This is a genomic window from Arthrobacter sp. THG-b23 (assembly GCF_059091265.1).
The window spans coordinates 46,272-62,578 of the sequence record NZ_JBNHGM010000006.1 but is presented as its reverse complement, the minus strand read 5'-3'; the positions used below and the strand labels follow the sequence as shown (position 1 = coordinate 62,578).

Annotated in this window: 14 protein-coding genes; 7 read left to right on the top strand and 7 right to left on the bottom strand. The window is 67.1% G+C overall.

Annotation, left to right across the window (positions count from 1 at the left end):
* The 5 genes from sufC to AC5RVD_RS11965 are packed head-to-tail and all read right to left on the bottom strand — an operon-like array spanning position 1 to position 4,718.
* Entirely contained in the window at positions 1-762 is a 762-nt protein-coding gene (sufC, locus tag AC5RVD_RS11985; RefSeq protein ID WP_494112735.1) for a Fe-S cluster assembly ATPase SufC, read from the bottom strand.
* A gap of 59 nt (positions 763-821) precedes the next feature.
* Positions 822-1,181, bottom strand: a complete 360-nt coding sequence (locus tag AC5RVD_RS11980; protein ID WP_493987283.1) for a non-heme iron oxygenase ferredoxin subunit — start codon at positions 1,179-1,181, stop codon at positions 822-824.
* On the bottom strand, positions 1,181-2,464 hold the full coding sequence (gene sufD / locus AC5RVD_RS11975; RefSeq protein ID WP_494127025.1) for a Fe-S cluster assembly protein SufD: 1,284 nt from the start codon (positions 2,462-2,464) through the stop codon (positions 1,181-1,183). Before sufD ends, AC5RVD_RS11980 begins: the two co-directional genes overlap by 1 nt.
* Positions 2,464-3,948 (bottom strand): Fe-S cluster assembly protein SufB, encoded by a 1,485-nt coding sequence (gene sufB, locus AC5RVD_RS11970; RefSeq protein WP_494127024.1) that lies wholly within the window; start codon positions 3,946-3,948, stop codon positions 2,464-2,466. The genes sufD and sufB overlap by 1 nt, the downstream gene beginning before the upstream one ends.
* A complete protein-coding gene (locus AC5RVD_RS11965; RefSeq protein WP_494112739.1) occupies positions 3,948-4,718 on the bottom strand; it encodes a helix-turn-helix transcriptional regulator in 771 nt (256 codons plus the stop codon). The genes sufB and AC5RVD_RS11965 overlap by 1 nt, the downstream gene beginning before the upstream one ends.
* Before the next feature lie 163 nt (positions 4,719-4,881).
* On the opposite strand from AC5RVD_RS11965, the gene AC5RVD_RS11960 reads away from it, so the two are divergent.
* Genes AC5RVD_RS11960 through AC5RVD_RS11950 form a run of 3 tightly spaced genes read left to right on the top strand, consistent with a single transcriptional unit; the run spans position 4,882 to position 7,458 of the window.
* Entirely contained in the window at positions 4,882-5,775 is an 894-nt protein-coding gene (locus AC5RVD_RS11960; protein WP_494127102.1) for an ABC transporter ATP-binding protein, read from the top strand.
* Positions 5,772-6,518: an ABC transporter permease gene (locus AC5RVD_RS11955; RefSeq protein ID WP_494127023.1), complete on the top strand. Its 747-nt coding sequence runs from the start codon at positions 5,772-5,774 to the stop codon at positions 6,516-6,518. Before AC5RVD_RS11960 ends, AC5RVD_RS11955 begins: the two co-directional genes overlap by 4 nt.
* A 4-nt stretch (positions 6,519-6,522) precedes the next feature.
* Positions 6,523-7,458 (top strand): COX15/CtaA family protein, encoded by a 936-nt coding sequence (locus tag AC5RVD_RS11950; protein ID WP_494127022.1) that lies wholly within the window; start codon positions 6,523-6,525, stop codon positions 7,456-7,458.
* Between the two features lie 23 nt (positions 7,459-7,481).
* Here the strand turns inward: AC5RVD_RS11950 and AC5RVD_RS11945 are convergent, their stop codons facing one another.
* Positions 7,482-8,420 (bottom strand): dihydrodipicolinate synthase family protein, encoded by a 939-nt coding sequence (locus AC5RVD_RS11945; protein ID WP_494112740.1) that lies wholly within the window; start codon positions 8,418-8,420, stop codon positions 7,482-7,484.
* Between the two features lie 85 nt (positions 8,421-8,505).
* Positions 8,506-9,465 (bottom strand): heme o synthase, encoded by a 960-nt coding sequence (locus AC5RVD_RS11940; RefSeq protein WP_493987289.1) that lies wholly within the window; start codon positions 9,463-9,465, stop codon positions 8,506-8,508.
* Between the two features lie 405 nt (positions 9,466-9,870).
* On the opposite strand from AC5RVD_RS11940, the gene tkt reads away from it, so the two are divergent.
* The 4 genes from tkt to zwf are packed head-to-tail and all read left to right on the top strand — an operon-like array spanning position 9,871 to position 16,280.
* Complete coding sequence (gene tkt / locus AC5RVD_RS11935) at positions 9,871-11,976, top strand: transketolase (RefSeq protein ID WP_494112742.1); 2,106 nt, start codon at positions 9,871-9,873, stop codon at positions 11,974-11,976.
* A gap of 10 nt (positions 11,977-11,986) precedes the next feature.
* Complete coding sequence (tal, locus tag AC5RVD_RS11930) at positions 11,987-13,111, top strand: transaldolase (protein ID WP_494112743.1); 1,125 nt, start codon at positions 11,987-11,989, stop codon at positions 13,109-13,111.
* On the top strand, positions 13,108-14,721 hold the full coding sequence (locus tag AC5RVD_RS11925; RefSeq protein ID WP_494112744.1) for a phosphoglucose isomerase-related protein: 1,614 nt from the start codon (positions 13,108-13,110) through the stop codon (positions 14,719-14,721). The genes tal and AC5RVD_RS11925 overlap by 4 nt, the downstream gene beginning before the upstream one ends.
* The gene (gene zwf / locus AC5RVD_RS11920) at positions 14,721-16,280 is read left to right on the top strand and encodes a glucose-6-phosphate dehydrogenase (RefSeq protein WP_494112745.1); all 1,560 of its coding nucleotides are present in this window, start codon (positions 14,721-14,723) and stop codon (positions 16,278-16,280) included. The genes AC5RVD_RS11925 and zwf overlap by 1 nt, the downstream gene beginning before the upstream one ends.
* Positions 16,281-16,307 lie beyond the last annotated feature (27 nt).

The window sequence follows — 16,307 nt, the reverse complement described above, 5'->3', positions numbered from 1 at the left end:
TCAGGCCTTTGCTGCTGTCAGGTAGCGGTCGTATCCCTCTTCTTCGAGACGGTCGGCCAGTTCGGGGCCGCCCTCTTCGGCGATGTGGCCATCTACGAAGACGTGCACGAAGTCGGGCTTGATGTAGCGCAGGATGCGGGTGTAGTGGGTGATGAGCAGGGTGCCCATCGCGCCCCCGGCATGCACCCGGTTGTGGCCTTCGGAGACCACCTTGAGCGCATCCACGTCCAGGCCGGAGTCGGTTTCGTCCATGATGGCGAACTTGGGCTTGAAGAGTTCGAGCTGGAGGATCTCCACGCGCTTCTTCTCGCCGCCGGAGAAGCCTTCGTTCACGTTGCGCTGGGCGAAGTCGGCGTCGATGCGCAGCTGGCCCATCGCTTCCTTGACGTCCTTGGTCCAGGTACGCAGGCTCGGGGCCTCGCCGTCGAGGGCGGTCTTGGCGGTGCGCAGGAAGTTGGTCATGGTCACGCCGGGTACCTCGACTGGGTACTGCATGGCCAGGAACAGGCCGGCGCGGGCGCGCTCGTCCACGCTCATGGCCAGCACATCTTCGCCGTCCATGGTGATGGAGCCGGAGTCGACGTTGTAGCGCGGGTGCCCGGCGATGGTGGCCGCCAAGGTGGACTTGCCGGAACCGTTCGGGCCCATGATGGCGTGGATTTCGCCGGTGTTGATCGTCAGGGACACGCCCTTGAGGATCTGCTTGCTGCCCTGCTCGGTGTCGATGCTGACGTGCAGGTCCTTGATTTCAAGAGTAGACATCTGTCTGCTTTCTCCTTTGCGCCCGGTGGGGGCGGGCGCCGTTCACGTGATTGAAGTTTTTAGTTGAGGTCCGGGGCAGGTGCCCCGTTCAGGACGTTCGTGACGTCCACGTAGACGCCGTCGCCGTCGAGCGTCAGCGCGAACACCGGGACGGGTTCGAACGCCGGCAGGCTCAGCGGCTCGCCGGTGCGCAGATCAAATTGGGACCCGTGGCCCCAGCATTCGATCGCGCAGCCTTCGACGTCGCCTTCGGAGAGGGAGACGTCCGCGTGCGAACAGGTGTCCCCGATGGCGTGGAGTTCGCCCTCAGAGTCCCTGACGATGGCTACCGGGTAGTCATCGATCAGGATGCGCACTGCCTGGTTGACCTGTACGTCAGAGGCCTGGCACACCAGTTCGCCGCGCGGAGTCCCGCTCATCAGAGGTTGCCCGCCTCGAGCTCGCGTTCCAGTGCGGCGTTGAGCCGCTCTTCGAGGGCGGGGACCCGGATCTGCTGAATGACCTCGTTAAGGAAACCGCGGACCACCAGGCGGCGGGCGACGTCTTGGGGGATGCCGCGCGCCATCAGGTAGAACAGGTGCTCGTCGTCGAAGCGGCCGGTGGTGCTGGCGTGGCCGGCACCTTCGATCAGTCCGGTCTCGATTTCGAGGTTCGGCACCGAGTCGGCGCGCGCGCCGTCGGTCAGCACCAGGTTCCGGTTTGCCTCGTAGCTGTCTGTGCCCTCGGCTTCCTTGCGGATCAACACGTCGCCCACCCAGACGGTGTGCGCGTTCTTGCCCTGCAGGGCGCCCTTGTACAGCACCCGCGACTTGCAGTTCGGCATCGCGTGGTCCACGAACAGGCGGTGCTCAAGGTGCTGTCCGGCGTCGGCGAAGTAGAGGCCGAACATTTCCACGTCGCCGCCGGTGGCAGTGAAACGGGTGGACGGCGTGACGCGGACCAAATCGCCGCCCAGGCTGACGGTCACGTGCTTGAACTTCGCGTCGCGGCCCACGCGGGCCTGCTGCGAGGAGGCGTGAACGGCGTCGTCGGCCCATTCCTGCACCGAGACGACGGTGAGCTCGGCGCCGTCCTGCACGTCGATCTCCACGTTCTGCGAGACCGTTGCACTGCCCTTGTGGTCCAGTACGACGACGGCCTTGGAGAACTTTTCGGCCACGATGACCAGATGCTGCGCGGACAGCTCGGTGCTGTTGCCTTCCACCACCACGGCGACGCCGGAATCCAGCTGGGCTTCGGCCGGAATGGTCACCACGGTCGCTTCGGTGAACGCCTCCCAGGCCGCCGCGGAGACGCGGTCCTCGGGGATGCCCGCAACGCCGATGCGTGCATCGCTCCGGCCCACGGTCTCGACCAGGACGCCGGCCGGCAGGTCGGCGCCTTCGGGCCCGGTGACGGTGACGGCCGGTGCGGTACCGGTCAGCGCGTCGCGCTGCAGGCCGCGCAGGCGCTTGAGCGGGGTGAACCGCCAGTCTTCCTCGCGTCCGGTGAGCTGGCCGAAGTCTTCTGCCTTGTACGAGGTCAGGCGGCCGGCGCGGGAGCTGTCCGGAACCCCGACGCCGCCTCCGTGGCTGTGGCTTTTCGCGCTGGCCCCGGCCAGCGGGCCTGCGGCAGCGTTGGCCGGGGAGAGGTTTTCGCCTTCCTCCGTGAATCCGTCGATGGCCGGAGCACCGATACGTGCCTTCTCAGTGATCTCAGTCATTAACCTACGGATCCTTCCATCTGCAGTTCAATCAAGCGGTTCAGCTCGAGGGCGTATTCCATCGGCAGCTCGCGGGCGATCGGCTCGATGAAACCGCGCACGATCATCGCCATTGCTTCGTCTTCGGCCATGCCGCGCGTCATCAGGTAGAACAGCTGCTCTTCGCTGACGCGGGACACGGTCGCCTCGTGGCCCATGGTGACGTCGTCTTCGCGGACGTCGATGTACGGGTACGTGTCCGACCGCGAGATGGTGTCCACCAGCAGGGCGTCGCAGACCACGCTGTTCTTGGTGTTCTTCGCGCCTTCGCGCACCTGGACCAGGCCTCGGTAGGCCGAGCGGCCGCCGCCGCGGGCCACGGACTTGGCCACGATCGCGCTGGACGTGTTCGGCGCGAGGTGGACCATCTTCGAGCCCGTGTCCTGGTGCTGGCCCGCACCGGCGAAGGCGATGGACAGCGTCTCGCCCTTGGCGTGCTCGCCGGTCAGGTAGACGGCCGGGTACTTCATGGTGACCTTGGAGCCGATGTTGCCGTCGACCCACTCCATGGTGGCGCCCTCATGGGCGATGGCCCGCTTGGTGACCAGGTTGTACACGTTGTTGGACCAGTTCTGGATCGTCGTGTACCGGACGCGCGCGCCCTTCTTCACGATGATTTCCACGACGGCGGAGTGCAGCGAGTCGGAGCTGTAGATCGGCGCCGTGCAGCCCTCGATGTAGTGCACGTAGGAGTCTTCGTCGGCGATGATCAGCGTGCGCTCGAACTGGCCCATGTTCTCGGTGTTGATCCGGAAGTAGGCCTGCAGCGGGATATCCACGTGCACGCCCTTGGGGACGTAGACGAAGGACCCGCCGGACCAGACGGCCGTGTTCAGCGAGGCGAACTTGTTGTCGCCCACCGGGATAACCGAACCGAAGTACTCCTGGAAGATCTCCGGGTGTTCCTTCAGGCCGGTGTCGGTGTCCAGGAAGATCACGCCCTGGGCTTCCAGGTCTTCGCGGAGCTGGTGGTAGACCACCTCGGACTCGTACTGGGCGGCAACGCCGGAAACCAGGCGTTCACGCTCTGCCTCGGGGATGCCCAGCTTTTCGTAGGTGACCCGGATGTCCTCGGGCAGGTCCTCCCACGTCTTGGCCTGCTTCTCCGTGGAACGGACGAAGTACTTGATGTTGTCGAAGTCGATGCCGGACAGGTCGGCGCCCCAGGTGGGCATCGGCTTGCGGTCGAAGTACTTCAAGCCCTTCAAACGCAAATCCAGCATCCACTCCGGCTCGCCCTTCTTGGCGGAGATGTCGCGGACCACTTCTTCATTCAGACCGCGGCGGGCGTTGGCGCCGGCGGTGTCGGCGTCGGACCAGCCGTATTCGTAGGTCCCGATGCCATGCAGCTCGGGGTTCTTTTCCAGGATTTCGGAAATGGTGGTGTCGGCTACTTCGGTCGTCCCGACCGCGTTCCTCATGCTCTGATCCACTTGGTCCGTCATCACGGCCTCTCTTGCAGATTGATGGATACTCGTCTCGTGCCTGTCGCCGGTTCGACGGGTCGAACCGCAGACCTTGTTCGACCCACCGGGATGTGGGTCGTACAAACATGTCCCCCGCTGGCCAGCGTGGACAGTCGCCTGACATCCACCCCGAGCAGCCGGGAGAAAACTTCAGTTTCGCTGTCGCAGAAGACGGGGAAGTCTGCTGCCAGCTGCTGCACCGGGCAGTGCCCCTGGCACAGCTGGACGGCCAGCATGGTGCTGTGCGGCGCCTTGGACCCCACCACGTTGGTGGAGCCAACGAAGCCGTCGGCGCTCAGCGCCTCGGCCAGGGCCTTGGCCCGCTCTTCGATTCCGGGCCCTGCCGCCTCCACCACCGGACGGTAGCGTTCTTCCATGTCCCGGTAGCGGTTGCGCGCGAACTCAGCGACCGCCTCGCGGCCGGCAGCCTCGCCCAAGGCCGCCAACGCGGTACGGGCAATATCCAGATAGTCGTTGCCGAGCCGTGTCTGGCCCTGCCGGCTCAGCACGTACTTCCGCGCCGGTCGGCCGGCTCCGGTGGCCGAATTCGCGGTGAGCTTGACCTCGATCAAGCCCTTGCGGGACAGGGCATCCAGGTGGCGCCGCACGGCCGCGGGGGTGAAGCCCAGTATCTCGCCGAGCCCGGCGGCGCTGACGGGTCCGTGTTCCAAAACGGCATTCAACACCCGGTCCCGGGTCCGCTCCTCGGACTCCGGTGCCTGGGCACGCAAAGAAGCACTACTGGTCATGGAATACACAACACAATCATGACGTATTCTATTCCGCCCTACCAGTAAGGCAGGCCTTAGCGGAGCATCCCTCCGTGGACCGCTCTACGTCCCGTAGAATGTTCGGGTGCCTACCTCCGAACCCTGCCTGGATATCCAGGGACTCGTGAAAGATCTGGGACCGGTGGAGGCCCTGGACAACAAGATGGTCCGCGTCATCGACGGGGCCCATCTGCGCGCCTACCCCGGGCAGGTCACGGCCTTGCTCGGACCTAACGGCGCGGGCAAGACCACCACTTTAGCCTGCGCGCAGGGCCTCATGCGTCCCAACGGCGGCACCGTTCGGCTCCTCGGCCAGGATCCCTACCAGGCGGGAGCGGAGCTCCGGAGCCGGGTCGGCGTCATGCTGCAGGAAGGCGGCCTGCCGCAGGCCATCCGGCCGCTGGCCCTGCTCCAGCACGTTGCCGGAATGTACCGGGACCCCCGCAGCGTGGACGAGCTGGCGGAGCGGCTGGGCATCAACGGATTCGCCAACACACCCATCCGCAGGCTCTCGGGCGGACAGAAGCAGCGGGTGGCCCTGGCCGCCGCCTTGGTCGGCGATCCGGAGGTCCTTTTCCTGGACGAACCAAGCGCCGGACTGGACCCACAGTCCCGGGCCGTGGTGTTCGACCTGATCCAGGAACTGCGGGCCGAGGGGCTGGGCATCATCCTCACCACGCATCTCATGGACGACGCCCAGCGGCTGGCCGACTACGTCTTCATCATCGATGCCGGCAGGACGGTAGTGCACGGCACGGTCGCCGAACTCACGGCGGCCACGGACGAGAGCGCCGGCGTCGAACGCCTGCTGACCTTCGATGCCGCCCCGGGCCTGTCCTTCGCCCTGCCCGAGCCGTTCACCGCCGTCGAGAACGTTCCCGGCCGCTACACGGTGGCCGGCCAAATCACCCCCGCACTGCTGGCCGCGTTGGCGGCGGAGTGGGCGGCCCACAATGTCATGCCGGCGTCCATTCATATGGCACCGCGTTCGCTGGAGGATGTCTTCCTCGATATTTCCGGGAAGGACCTGCGATGAGCGCGCCCGCCCCCTTGATCCGCCGGATCGCCCTCCAGGGCCGCTACGAGACCCTGGGCATGCTGCGCAACGGCGAGCAGTTGCTGATTGCGATCATCCTGCCGCTGCTGGCGCTCATCGGCCTGACCGTCACACCGCTGCTGGACACCTTCACGGACGACCGGATCGCCATGGCGGCCCCGGGCGTCCTGGCCTTGTGCACGGTATCCACCGCCTTGACCGGCCAGGGAATCGCCACCGGCTTCGACCGCCGCTATGGCGTCCTGCGGTTCCTGTCCACCACTCCCTTGGGACAGGGCGGCCTGATCCTGGGAAAGATTCTCGCCGTGCTGGCCATCATGGTGATCCAAGTCGTGGTGGTGGGCGGGACTGCCCTCCTGTTCCTCGGCTGGCAGCCCGCACTCGGCGGCATCGCGCCGGCAGCCGCGCAGCTGGTGCTCGGTGCCGCGGCTTTCACATCGCTTGGTCTCCTTATCGCCGGGACCGTGCGGCCGGAAGCCACGCTGGCGATTACCAACCTGCTGTGGGTGCTGTTGGCGGCCGCCGGCGGTATCCTCTTCCCGGTGGCCAGCTGGCCCGACGTTTTCGAGCCGGCCGCCCACGTGTTACCCTCGACTGCTTTGGGCGACGCCCTGCGCAGCGCGCTAATCGACGCGCAGTTTAATCTCACCGCATCAATCGTGCTGCTGGCCTGGACCGTAGTGGCCAGCCTTGCCGCCATCCGCTGGTTCAAATGGAGCTAAGTCAATGACCACCGCCACCCCGAAGTCCCGCGGCCTCCAGGATCGGCTGCCCGTCTCGGTCAACCGGACCGTGCACGGGCTGGCCATTGCCTCACTGGTGTCGCAGATTGGCATCATCATCACCGGCGGCGCCGTGCGGCTGACCAAGTCCGGCCTGGGCTGCTCGGAGTGGCCGAACTGCGTACCCGGTTCCATGACGCCGACGCCCGAGATGGGCATCCACGGGCTGATCGAATTCGGCAACCGCACGCTGACGTTCATCCTGGTCATCATCGCCGTGGCCATGCTCGTGTCGCTGTGGCGGATGCGCCGGTCGCACCGCACCCTGTTCGGCCTGGCGGTGGCACTGCTGTGCGTCATCCCGGTGCAGGCCCTGATCGGCGGCATCACCGTGTGGACCGATCTGAATCCGTGGGTGGTTAGCCTGCACTTCCTGGCCTCGGCGGCACTGGTCGCCGTGGCTACGCTGCTGGTGAACCGCACCGGTATGTACTTGCGCGGCGGCACCGCGGTGGCCGTCGCTCCGGTCCCGCGCATCCAGGCAACCCTGGGCTGGACCATCGCCGCTACCTCTGCTGCGTCCATCGTGCTGGGCACGATCGTGACCGGCACCGGCCCGCATGCCGGTGACGCCAGCGCCCCGCGGCACAACTTCAGCGCGGACCTGGTGACGCGGATCCACGTGGTGCCGGTCTACCTGCTGGTCGCGGCCATCGTGCTGGCGCTGGTGCTCGCCTACCGCCACGCCACCTCCCCGCAACTCCGTACCGCTCTCTGGTGGCTGGCCGCCGTGGTCCTGCTTCAGGGCGGCATAGGTTACCTGCAGCACTTCACCGGGCTGCCGGTCGGCCTCGTGCTGCTGCACATGCTCGGTTCCGCCCTGCTGACCGTCGCGGCCACGAATGTTTGGGACCGTTCCACCGGCAAATTCCCGCTGTAGTCCGATCAAGCGGCGGGCTGTCGCTACTGTCCTGCCGGTGCCCCATCAGCCGGGCGGAACGCCTCGATGCCTTCCATGAGGCGGGCGAGTTCGCGGCGGCTGCTCCCGGGCAAGGGGTGCAGCGGCAACCGCGGATCACCGGCGTCGATCCCGGCGGCCCTGGCCAACGCGTAGAGATTGCTGAGGGGGCGCAGCGAGCCGTAGTTGGCCATGAGCGGAGCCAAGGCGGCGCGTGCTGCGGCGGCAGTATCCTCATCGCCGGCCAGCAAGGCGTCGCGCAGCACCCGGTAGTGCGCCGGCAGCACGGCAATCGGCCCGCCATGCCAGGCGTCGGCCGCGAAGCCGGCCTCCGCGATCAGCGCGTCACCGCTCATGCCATGGCTGAAATCGCCCGCTTCGACCGGCAGCAGGCGGCGGAGTTCTTCATATCGCTCGCGGAATACTTCGGCACTGGGGGCGGATTCCTTCACGGCCACGATGTGGGGTTCAGCGGCCAGTTCGGCCACGAGCTCCAGGCTGAAGCTGAACTGCGTGGTGCGGGGATTGCTGTACAGGCACAGAGGGAGGCCGGACTGCCGGGCCGCCGCAACACACTGTGCCGCCACTTCCTCGTCCGTCAGGGGATAGTAGGAGACCGTGGAGACCAGGAGGCCGTCGGCGCCGGCAGCATTGGCGTCGTCGATGTTCTGCAGGAGTTCACGGGTGCCCACCGCGCTCACGCCGACGCACACCGGCAGCCCGGGCCGGACCGCCCTGGCCGACTCCACTGCCGCTATCACGACATCCCGTCGCTCCGCGCGGTCCAAATAGGCGAAGTTGCCCGAACTGCCGAGCACCGTGATGGCGTCGACGGGCGCGTCGCTCACCGCGGCGATATGGCGAATCAGCTCCGGAAGGTTGACACCGCCGTCGTCATGGAAGGGGGTCACCGGATAGGCAATCAGGCCGCGGAAGGGATTCATGCCGCAATCTTAGGGCAGCGCGGGCAGGACAGCCTGACGGCCGGGCCGGCCGGAAGGGATCACGCCGGCGTTGGGCGGGTGGCGCCTAGCCGAAGACGGGACCACCGATGAAGGGGTCCAGGGCCAGGGCCAGGAACAGCACCGTCAGGTAGCTGATGGAACCATGGAACACCCGCATGGCGCTCTTGTTCGTGACGGCGGTGCTCTCGGTTCCGCGCTTGGTCAGCGCGTAGAGCCGATGCGATTCGTAGACGAACCAGGAACCGCTAAGCAGTGCCACGATCGTGTACACCCAGCCGGCGCCGCCGACCGGAGCCAGCAGCAGCGAGCAGACCAGGGTGGCCCAGGCGTAGAGGACAACCTGAACTGAAACCTGCCGGGCGCTGGCGATGGCGCCCAGCATCGGCACGTTGGCGGCGTTGTAGTCGTCGCTGTATTTCATGGAGAGCGGCCAGTAGTGCGGAGGGGTCCACAGGAAGATGACCATGAACAGGATCACCGCCGGCCACGCCACCGTGTTGGTCACGGCGGCCCAGGCGATGAGCACCGGGAAGCACCCGGCGGCGCCGCCCCAAACGATGTTCTGGGAGGTGCGGCGCTTAAGGATCAGCGTGTAGATCACAACGTAGAAGAAGATCGCGCCGACGCCCAGCATGCCGGCCAGCGGATTTGCCCCGAACCAGAGGAGCGCCACGGCCACCACGGCGAGCACCCAGGAGAAAACCAGGGCCTCGCGCGGAGTCAGTTCCCCCGTTACGAGCGGGCGGTTCTCGGTCCGGTGCATGAGCTTGTCCATGTCCCGGTCGATGTAGCAGTTGAAGGAGCCGGCCGCTCCGGCAGCCAGGGCTCCGCCGACCATCGTGGCAGCCATCAGCCAGAGGTCGGGAAAACCGCCCTGGGCGAAGATCATGGTGGGCAGCGTGGTCACCAGCAGAAGTTCCATCACGCGGGGCTTCGTGAGCGCTATGTAGGCCTTGGCCTTGCGCGAGAAGCCGGGCTTGGCCGGAACGGCCAACGCCTGGTCCGGAACGGTCTGGATATTCAAGGAAAAACCACTCAGTTCTGCTGGAGTTCGTCTGACACACGAAAGCGCCCAGCCTAAAAGGACGGGCCAAGGTGCACCTACATCATACTCCTTCTATCTCTCGTAGAAACCGGTTGCGCCGGCCCTCGCCGAAACCTGCGCGGGCCCGCCCGCGTCTGGCCAGGCCCGCCCGCGTCTGGCGGCGTCAATCAATGGCTGCCTGTGACTGCGGGCACTGCGGCATGTCCTGCGCATTGCAGACTCAACGGATAGAGTGGGGAACAAGCGCCAATCCGCGGTGATGGGGCGCAGCAAGCTCGAGGCAGTATCAACGGCGAATGGTCCACTCGGCCGCGGCTGCGGCTGTTTTCCGGACCGTCGGCTGCCGACTGGACGTATCAGAAAGGGGCCCACCCGGTGCCACACATGGAAGATCAGGAATTGTCCTGGACATCGCTGGACCAGCGGGCGGTGGACACGGTACGTGTCCTCGCCGCCGATGCAGTGGAGAAGGTCGGCAACGGCCACCCCGGCACCGCCATGAGCCTGGCCCCGGCCGCGTACCTGATCTTCCAGCAGTTCATGCGCCACGACCCGACCGATCCGCACTGGGTGGGCCGCGACCGGTTCGTCCTCTCCCCCGGCCACACCTCGCTGACGCTGTACATCCAACTGTTCCTCTCCGGCTACGGCCTGGAACTGGAGGACCTGAAGGCGCTGCGGACCTGGGGCTCGCTCACGCCGGGCCACCCGGAGTACAAGCACACCCCGGGCGTTGAAATCACCACCGGACCGCTGGGCCAGGGGCTCGCCTCCGCCGTCGGCTTTGCCTATGCCCAGCGCCGCACCCGCGGCCTGTACGACGCCGATGCTGCCGCCGGCGAAAGCCCGTTCGACCACACTGTCTGGGTGATCGCGTCCGACGGCGACCTGCAGGAAGGCGTCACCTCGGAGGCCTCCTCCCTGGCCGGCCACCAGGAGCTGGGCAACCTGGTGGTGCTCTACGACGACAACAAAATCTCCATTGAAGACGACACCGACATCGCCTTCACCGAAGACGTGCTCAAGCGCTACGAAGCGTACGGCTGGCACACCCAGCGGGTGGACTGGACCCGGACCGGCGAGTACGTCGAAGACGTCCCGGCCCTGTTCGAGGCGTTGAAAGCCGCAAAGGCCGAGACCTCCCGGCCCTCGATCATCTCGCTGCGCACCGTCATCGGCTGGCCTGCCCCCAAGAAGCAGAACACCGGCAAGATCCACGGCTCCGCCCTGGGCGCCGACGAAGTCGCAGCCGTCAAGGAGGTGCTCGGCTTCGATCCGGAGCAGCATTTCGCCGTCGAACCGGAGGTTCTGGACCACGCCCGGCAGGTAGCCGTGCGCGGCAAGCAGGCCCGCGCGGACTGGGAGACCGGCTACCAGGCGTGGCGCGAGGCCAACCCGGAGAACGCCGCGCTGCTGGACCGCGTGCAGGCTTCCGAGTTGCCGCAAGGCTGGGAGGCGGCGCTGCCCGAGTTCCCGGCCGGCAAGGACGTCTCCACCCGGGCCGCCTCCGGCAAGGTGCTCAACGCCATCGGCCCGGTGCTGCCGGAGCTGTGGGGCGGTTCGGCGGACCTGGCCGAATCCAACAACACCACAATCGAAGGCTCCCCCTCTTTCGTTCCCGAGTCGCGCCAGACGGACATGTGGTCCGGCGGGCCGTACGGCAGGGTGCTGCACTTCGGCATCCGCGAGCACGCCGCCGCCGCCATCGTCAACGGCATTGTGCTCAGCTCCAACACCCGCGCCTTCTCGGGCACGTTCCTGATCTTCAGCGACTACCAGCGGCCGGCCATCCGGCTGGGCGCCCTGATGGGCGTCCCCTCCATCTACGTGTGGACGCACGATTCCATCGGACTGGGTGAAGACGGACCCACCCACCAGCCGGTGGAGCAGCTGGCGAGCCTGCGCGCCATCCCGGGCCTCGACGTCGTCCGCCCGGCCGATGCCAACGAGGTGGCGCAGGCTTGGAAGACGATGCTGGAGAACCACAGCAACCCGGCCGGCATTGTGCTCACCCGGCAGAACCTGCCGGTCTACGAGCGCGGCGAAGGCGGCTTCGCCTCCGCCGACAACGTGGCCAAGGGGGCGTACGTGCTGGCCGAGGCTCAGTCCGGCGGCACGGACACGACCCCGCAGGTGATCCTGCTCGCCACCGGTTCCGAAGTGCAGCTGGCCGTCCAGGCCCGCGAAACGCTGCAGGCCGACGGCATCGCCACCCGCGTGGTTTCCGTTCCCTGCCTCGAGTGGTTCAACGGGCAGGACCCCGCCTACCGCGAGTCGGTGCTTCCGGCCGGCATCAAGGCCCGCGTGTCGGTGGAGGCAGGCATCGCGCAGTGCTGGGACGGTTTGGTCGGCGACGCCGGCCGCAGCGTGTCCCTGGAGCACTACGGCGCCTCCGCTGACTACAAGACCCTGTTCCGCGAGTTCGGACTCACGGCCGAGGCTGTTGTCGAGGCCGCCCGCGACTCGCTCTCCCAGACCACCAATTCCTAAGGAGGACGCAATGTCCAACGCGAATACCCAGGCACTCTCCGATGCCGGCGTTTCCATCTGGCTCGACGACCTTTCGCGCCAGCGGATCAACTCCGGGACCCTGAAGGCTTTGATCGACGAAAAGAACGTGGTGGGCGTCACGACCAACCCCTCCATCTTCGCGGCGGCCCTGCAGGACGGCCGCAGCTACGAGGCACAGGTTCAGCAGCTGGCCGCCGACGGCGCGGACGTGGATTCGGCGGTCTTCGCCATCACGACGTCCGACGTGGCCGAGGCCTGCGACCTGTTCTCCCCGCTCGCCGCCGATACCGAAGGTGTGGACGGCCGCGTGTCGATCGAGGTGGACCCCCGGCTGGCCCGTGACGCGCGCGGCACGGTTGCCGAGGCCCAGCATCTGCACAAGGCCGTGGGCCGCACCAACGCCTTCATCAAGATCCCGGCCACCAGCGAAGGTTTGGAGGCCATCACCGAAACCCTCGCGCTCGGCATCAGCGTCAACGTGACCCTGATCTTCTCGCTGCAGCGCTACCGCGAAGTGATCAACGCGTTCATGCTGGGGCTGGAGCAGGCCAAGGAAAACGGCAAGGACCTGGCGACCATCCACTCGGTGGCTTCGTTCTTCGTCTCCCGCGTGGATTCCGAGATCGACAAGCGCCTGGACGCGGCCGGAACCGAAGAGGCCGCCGCGTTGAAGGGCAAGGCCGGCGTCGCCAACGCACGCTTGGCCTACCAGATCTACGAGGAGCAGTTCGCGACCGAACGCTGGCAGGTGCTGGCGGCCGCCGGCGGCCGGCCGCAGCGGCCCCTGTGGGCTTCCACCGGCGTGAAGAACCCGGACTACCCGGACACCCTGTACGTCACCGAACTCGTGGCCCCGAACGTGGTCAACACCATGCCGGAGCAGACGCTGGAAGCCGTCGCCGACCACGGCAAGGTCGAGGGAGACCGGATCACGGGCACCTACGCCGAAGCCAACAAGGTGCTCGACGACATCGCGCAGGCCGGCGTTTCCTACAACGAGGTGGTGGAACTGCTCGAGGACGAGGGCCTGGAGAAGTTCGTGGCCAGCTGGCAGCAGTTGCGGGAGACCGTCCAGAACGCTCTCGATTCGGTGCCCGGAGCCCGGAAGTCATGAGTTCGCTGGCTTTCGAAGCGTCGGGAGCCGCACTCGCCGCCGTCCGCCGTCATATCGGCACCCTGGTGGACGACCGCGTCGCGTCCCGCATCGCGGCCCAGGACAACACCCTGTGGGGCCCGGAGGCAGAAGCCGAGGCGGCCGTCCGGCTCGGCTGGGTGGACGCCGCGGCGCTGTCCCGGCCGCTGGTTCCGGAGATCCTGGAGCTGCGCAAGGCGCTAACGGCCGAGGGCGTGACGCGCTTTGTGCTGGCCGGGATGGGCGGCTCCTCGCTGGCGCCCGAAGTGATCGCCAACACCGCCGGCGTGGAGCTCACCGTCCTCGACAGCACGGATCCCCAGCAGGTGGGTGCCGCGCTGGCAGAACGGCTTGCCGACACGGCCATCATCGTGTCCTCCAAGTCCGGTTCCACGCTGGAAACCGATTCGCAGCGCCGTGTCTTCGAGCAGGCTTTCGCCGACGCCGGTTTGGACGCCGCTTCGCGGATCATCGTGGTCACCGACCCCGGCTCTCCGCTGGATGAGGCGTCGCGGGAAGCCGGGTACCGGGCGGTGTTCAACGCCGACCCCAACGTCGGCGGGCGGTATTCCGCGCTGACCGCCTTCGGCCTGGTTCCCGCCGGACTGGCCGGCGTGGACATCGAAAGACTGCTTGACGACGCCGAAGAGGCCGCCGAGGTGCTCTCCGAGGATTCCGCGGACAACATGGCCCTGGCCCTGGGCGCAGCACTGGCCGGCACCGAGCCGCTGCGCAACAAGGTAGCCATCGCCGACGAAGGTTCCGGCATCGTCGGCTTCGCCGACTGGGCCGAGCAGTTGGTCGCCGAGTCCACCGGCAAGCTGGGGACCGGACTGCTGCCGGTGGTGGTCAACGCCGGCGATCCGGAAACCGTCTCCGGAGCCAAGGATGTGCTGGTGGTCCGGCTGGTCTCCCCCGATCACGAGGTGACAGTCGGAGCCGACGAAGTTGCCGTGGGCGGGAGCCTGGGCAGCCAACTGCTGCTGTGGGAGTACGCCACGGCGGTAGCCGGCCGCCTGCTGGGCATCAATCCCTTCGACCAGCCGGACGTGGAGGCGGCGAAGGAGGCCGCACGCGGGCTGCTGGACGAACGTCCGGCGGCGGCACTGCCCGATTTCACCGACGGCGCCGTCCAGGTGCGCGGCAGCGGCTTGGCCATGGGCGCGTCGCTGGACGACGCGCTGCGCGACCTGCTGGGCAAACTGGGACCGGACGGCTACGTGAGCGTCCAGGCCTACCTCGACCGCTTTGGCCAGGCCGAGCTGGAACGCGTCCGGCCCCTGCTGGCCGAGGCGACCGGGCGGCCCGTGACCTTCGGCTGGGGCCCGCGGTTCCTCCATTCCACCGGGCAGTTCCACAAGGGCGGACCGGGCGTTGGTGTCTACCTGCAGCTGACCGGCGAGGCCGCGACGGACATCCCCATCCCCGGACGCGAGTTCAGCTTCGGCGAACTCATCGATGCCCAGGCCGCCGGCGACGCCAACGTGCTGCGGGAGGGCGGCCGCCCCGTCCTGCGCCTGCATCTGGCCGACCGGGCGGCCGGTGTGCGCCAGGTGATGGACGCCGTGTCCCGACTGGCTGGAAAGCAGTAATGGCCCCTTCCGCACGACAACGGCGTCTCGCCAACCCACTGCGTGACCCGCGGGACCGCCGGCTTGACCGCATTGCAGGACCCTGCTCCCTGGTGCTGTTCGGGGTCACCGGAGACCTGGCCCGCAAGAAGCTCATGCCGGCGGTCTACGATCTGGCCAACCGCGGGCTGCTGCCGCCCAGCTTCGCGCTGGTCGGCTTCGCCCGCAGGCCCTGGGACGACGACGAGTTCGCCGCCCAGGTGAAGGAATCCGTGCAGCGGCACGCCCGCACCCCGTTCCGCGAGGACGTCTGGACCCACCTGGCGGCCGGCATCCGGTTCGTCCAGGGCGCTTTCGACGACGAGGCCGCCTTCGAGCAGCTCCGCGGCACCTTGGAAGAGCTGGACGAGCAGCGCGGGACCCAGGGCAACCACGCCTTCTACCTCTCGATCCCACCCAAGGCCTTCGAGCAGGTGTGCAAGATGCTCTCGTCGCACGGCCTGGCCCAGGCAACCGATGAAGCAGACGGCATGCCGTGGCGCCGGGTAGTCATCGAGAAGCCCTTCGGGCACGACCTTCAGTCCGCCCGTGAACTGAACAACATCGTCGAATCGGTCTTCCCGCCGGACGCAGTGTTCAGGATCGACCACTATCTGGGCAAGGAGACGGTCCAGAACATCCTGGCCCTGCGCTTCGCAAACCAGCTGTTCGAGCCGCTCTGGAACGCCAACTACGTGGACCACGTGCAGATCACCATGGCGGAAGACATCGGCATCGGCGGCCGGGCAGGCTATTACGACGGCGTCGGGGCGGCGCGCGACGTCATCCAGAATCACTTGCTCCAGTTGCTGGCCCTGACGGCCATGGAGGAACCCATTTCCTTCAACGCGGAGGACCTGCGGACGGAGAAGGAAAAGGTGCTGGCCGCCGTCAAGCTCCCCGAGGACCTGTCGGCCCATTCGGCCCGCGGCCAGTACACCGGCGGGTGGCAGGGCGGCGAGAGAGTCGCCGGCTACCTGGAGGAAGAAGGCTTTAATCCGGACTCGGTCACCGAGACCTACGCGGCGTTGCGGCTGGACATCCACACCAGGCGCTGGTCCGGGGTGCCCTTCTACCTGCGTGCCGGCAAGCGGCTGGGCCGCCGGGTGACGGAGATAGCGGTGGTGTTCAAACGCGCGCCCAACCTGTTGTTCCCCAACCATAATGAGGACGACTTCGGCCAGAACGCGGTGGTGATCCGCGTCCAGCCCGACGAAGGGGTCACCATGCGCTTCGGTTCCAAGGTGCCCGGCACGCAGATGGAAGTCCGGGATGTCACCATGGACTTCGGCTACGGGCACGCGTTCACCGAGTCCAGCCCGGAGGCGTACGAACGGCTGATCCTGGACGTACTGCTCGGCGAGCCGCCGCTGTTCCCCCGCCACCAGGAAGTCGAACTCTCCTGGAAGATCCTTGACCCGTTCGAGGAGTACTGGGCCAATAGCCGCACCCGACCGGAACCGTACTCCCCCGGCAGCTGGGGACCTGCGTCGGCCGATGAGCTGTTGGCCCGTGACGGACGCACCTGGAGAAGGCCGTGATTAAAGAGCTCAAGGACACGACCACAT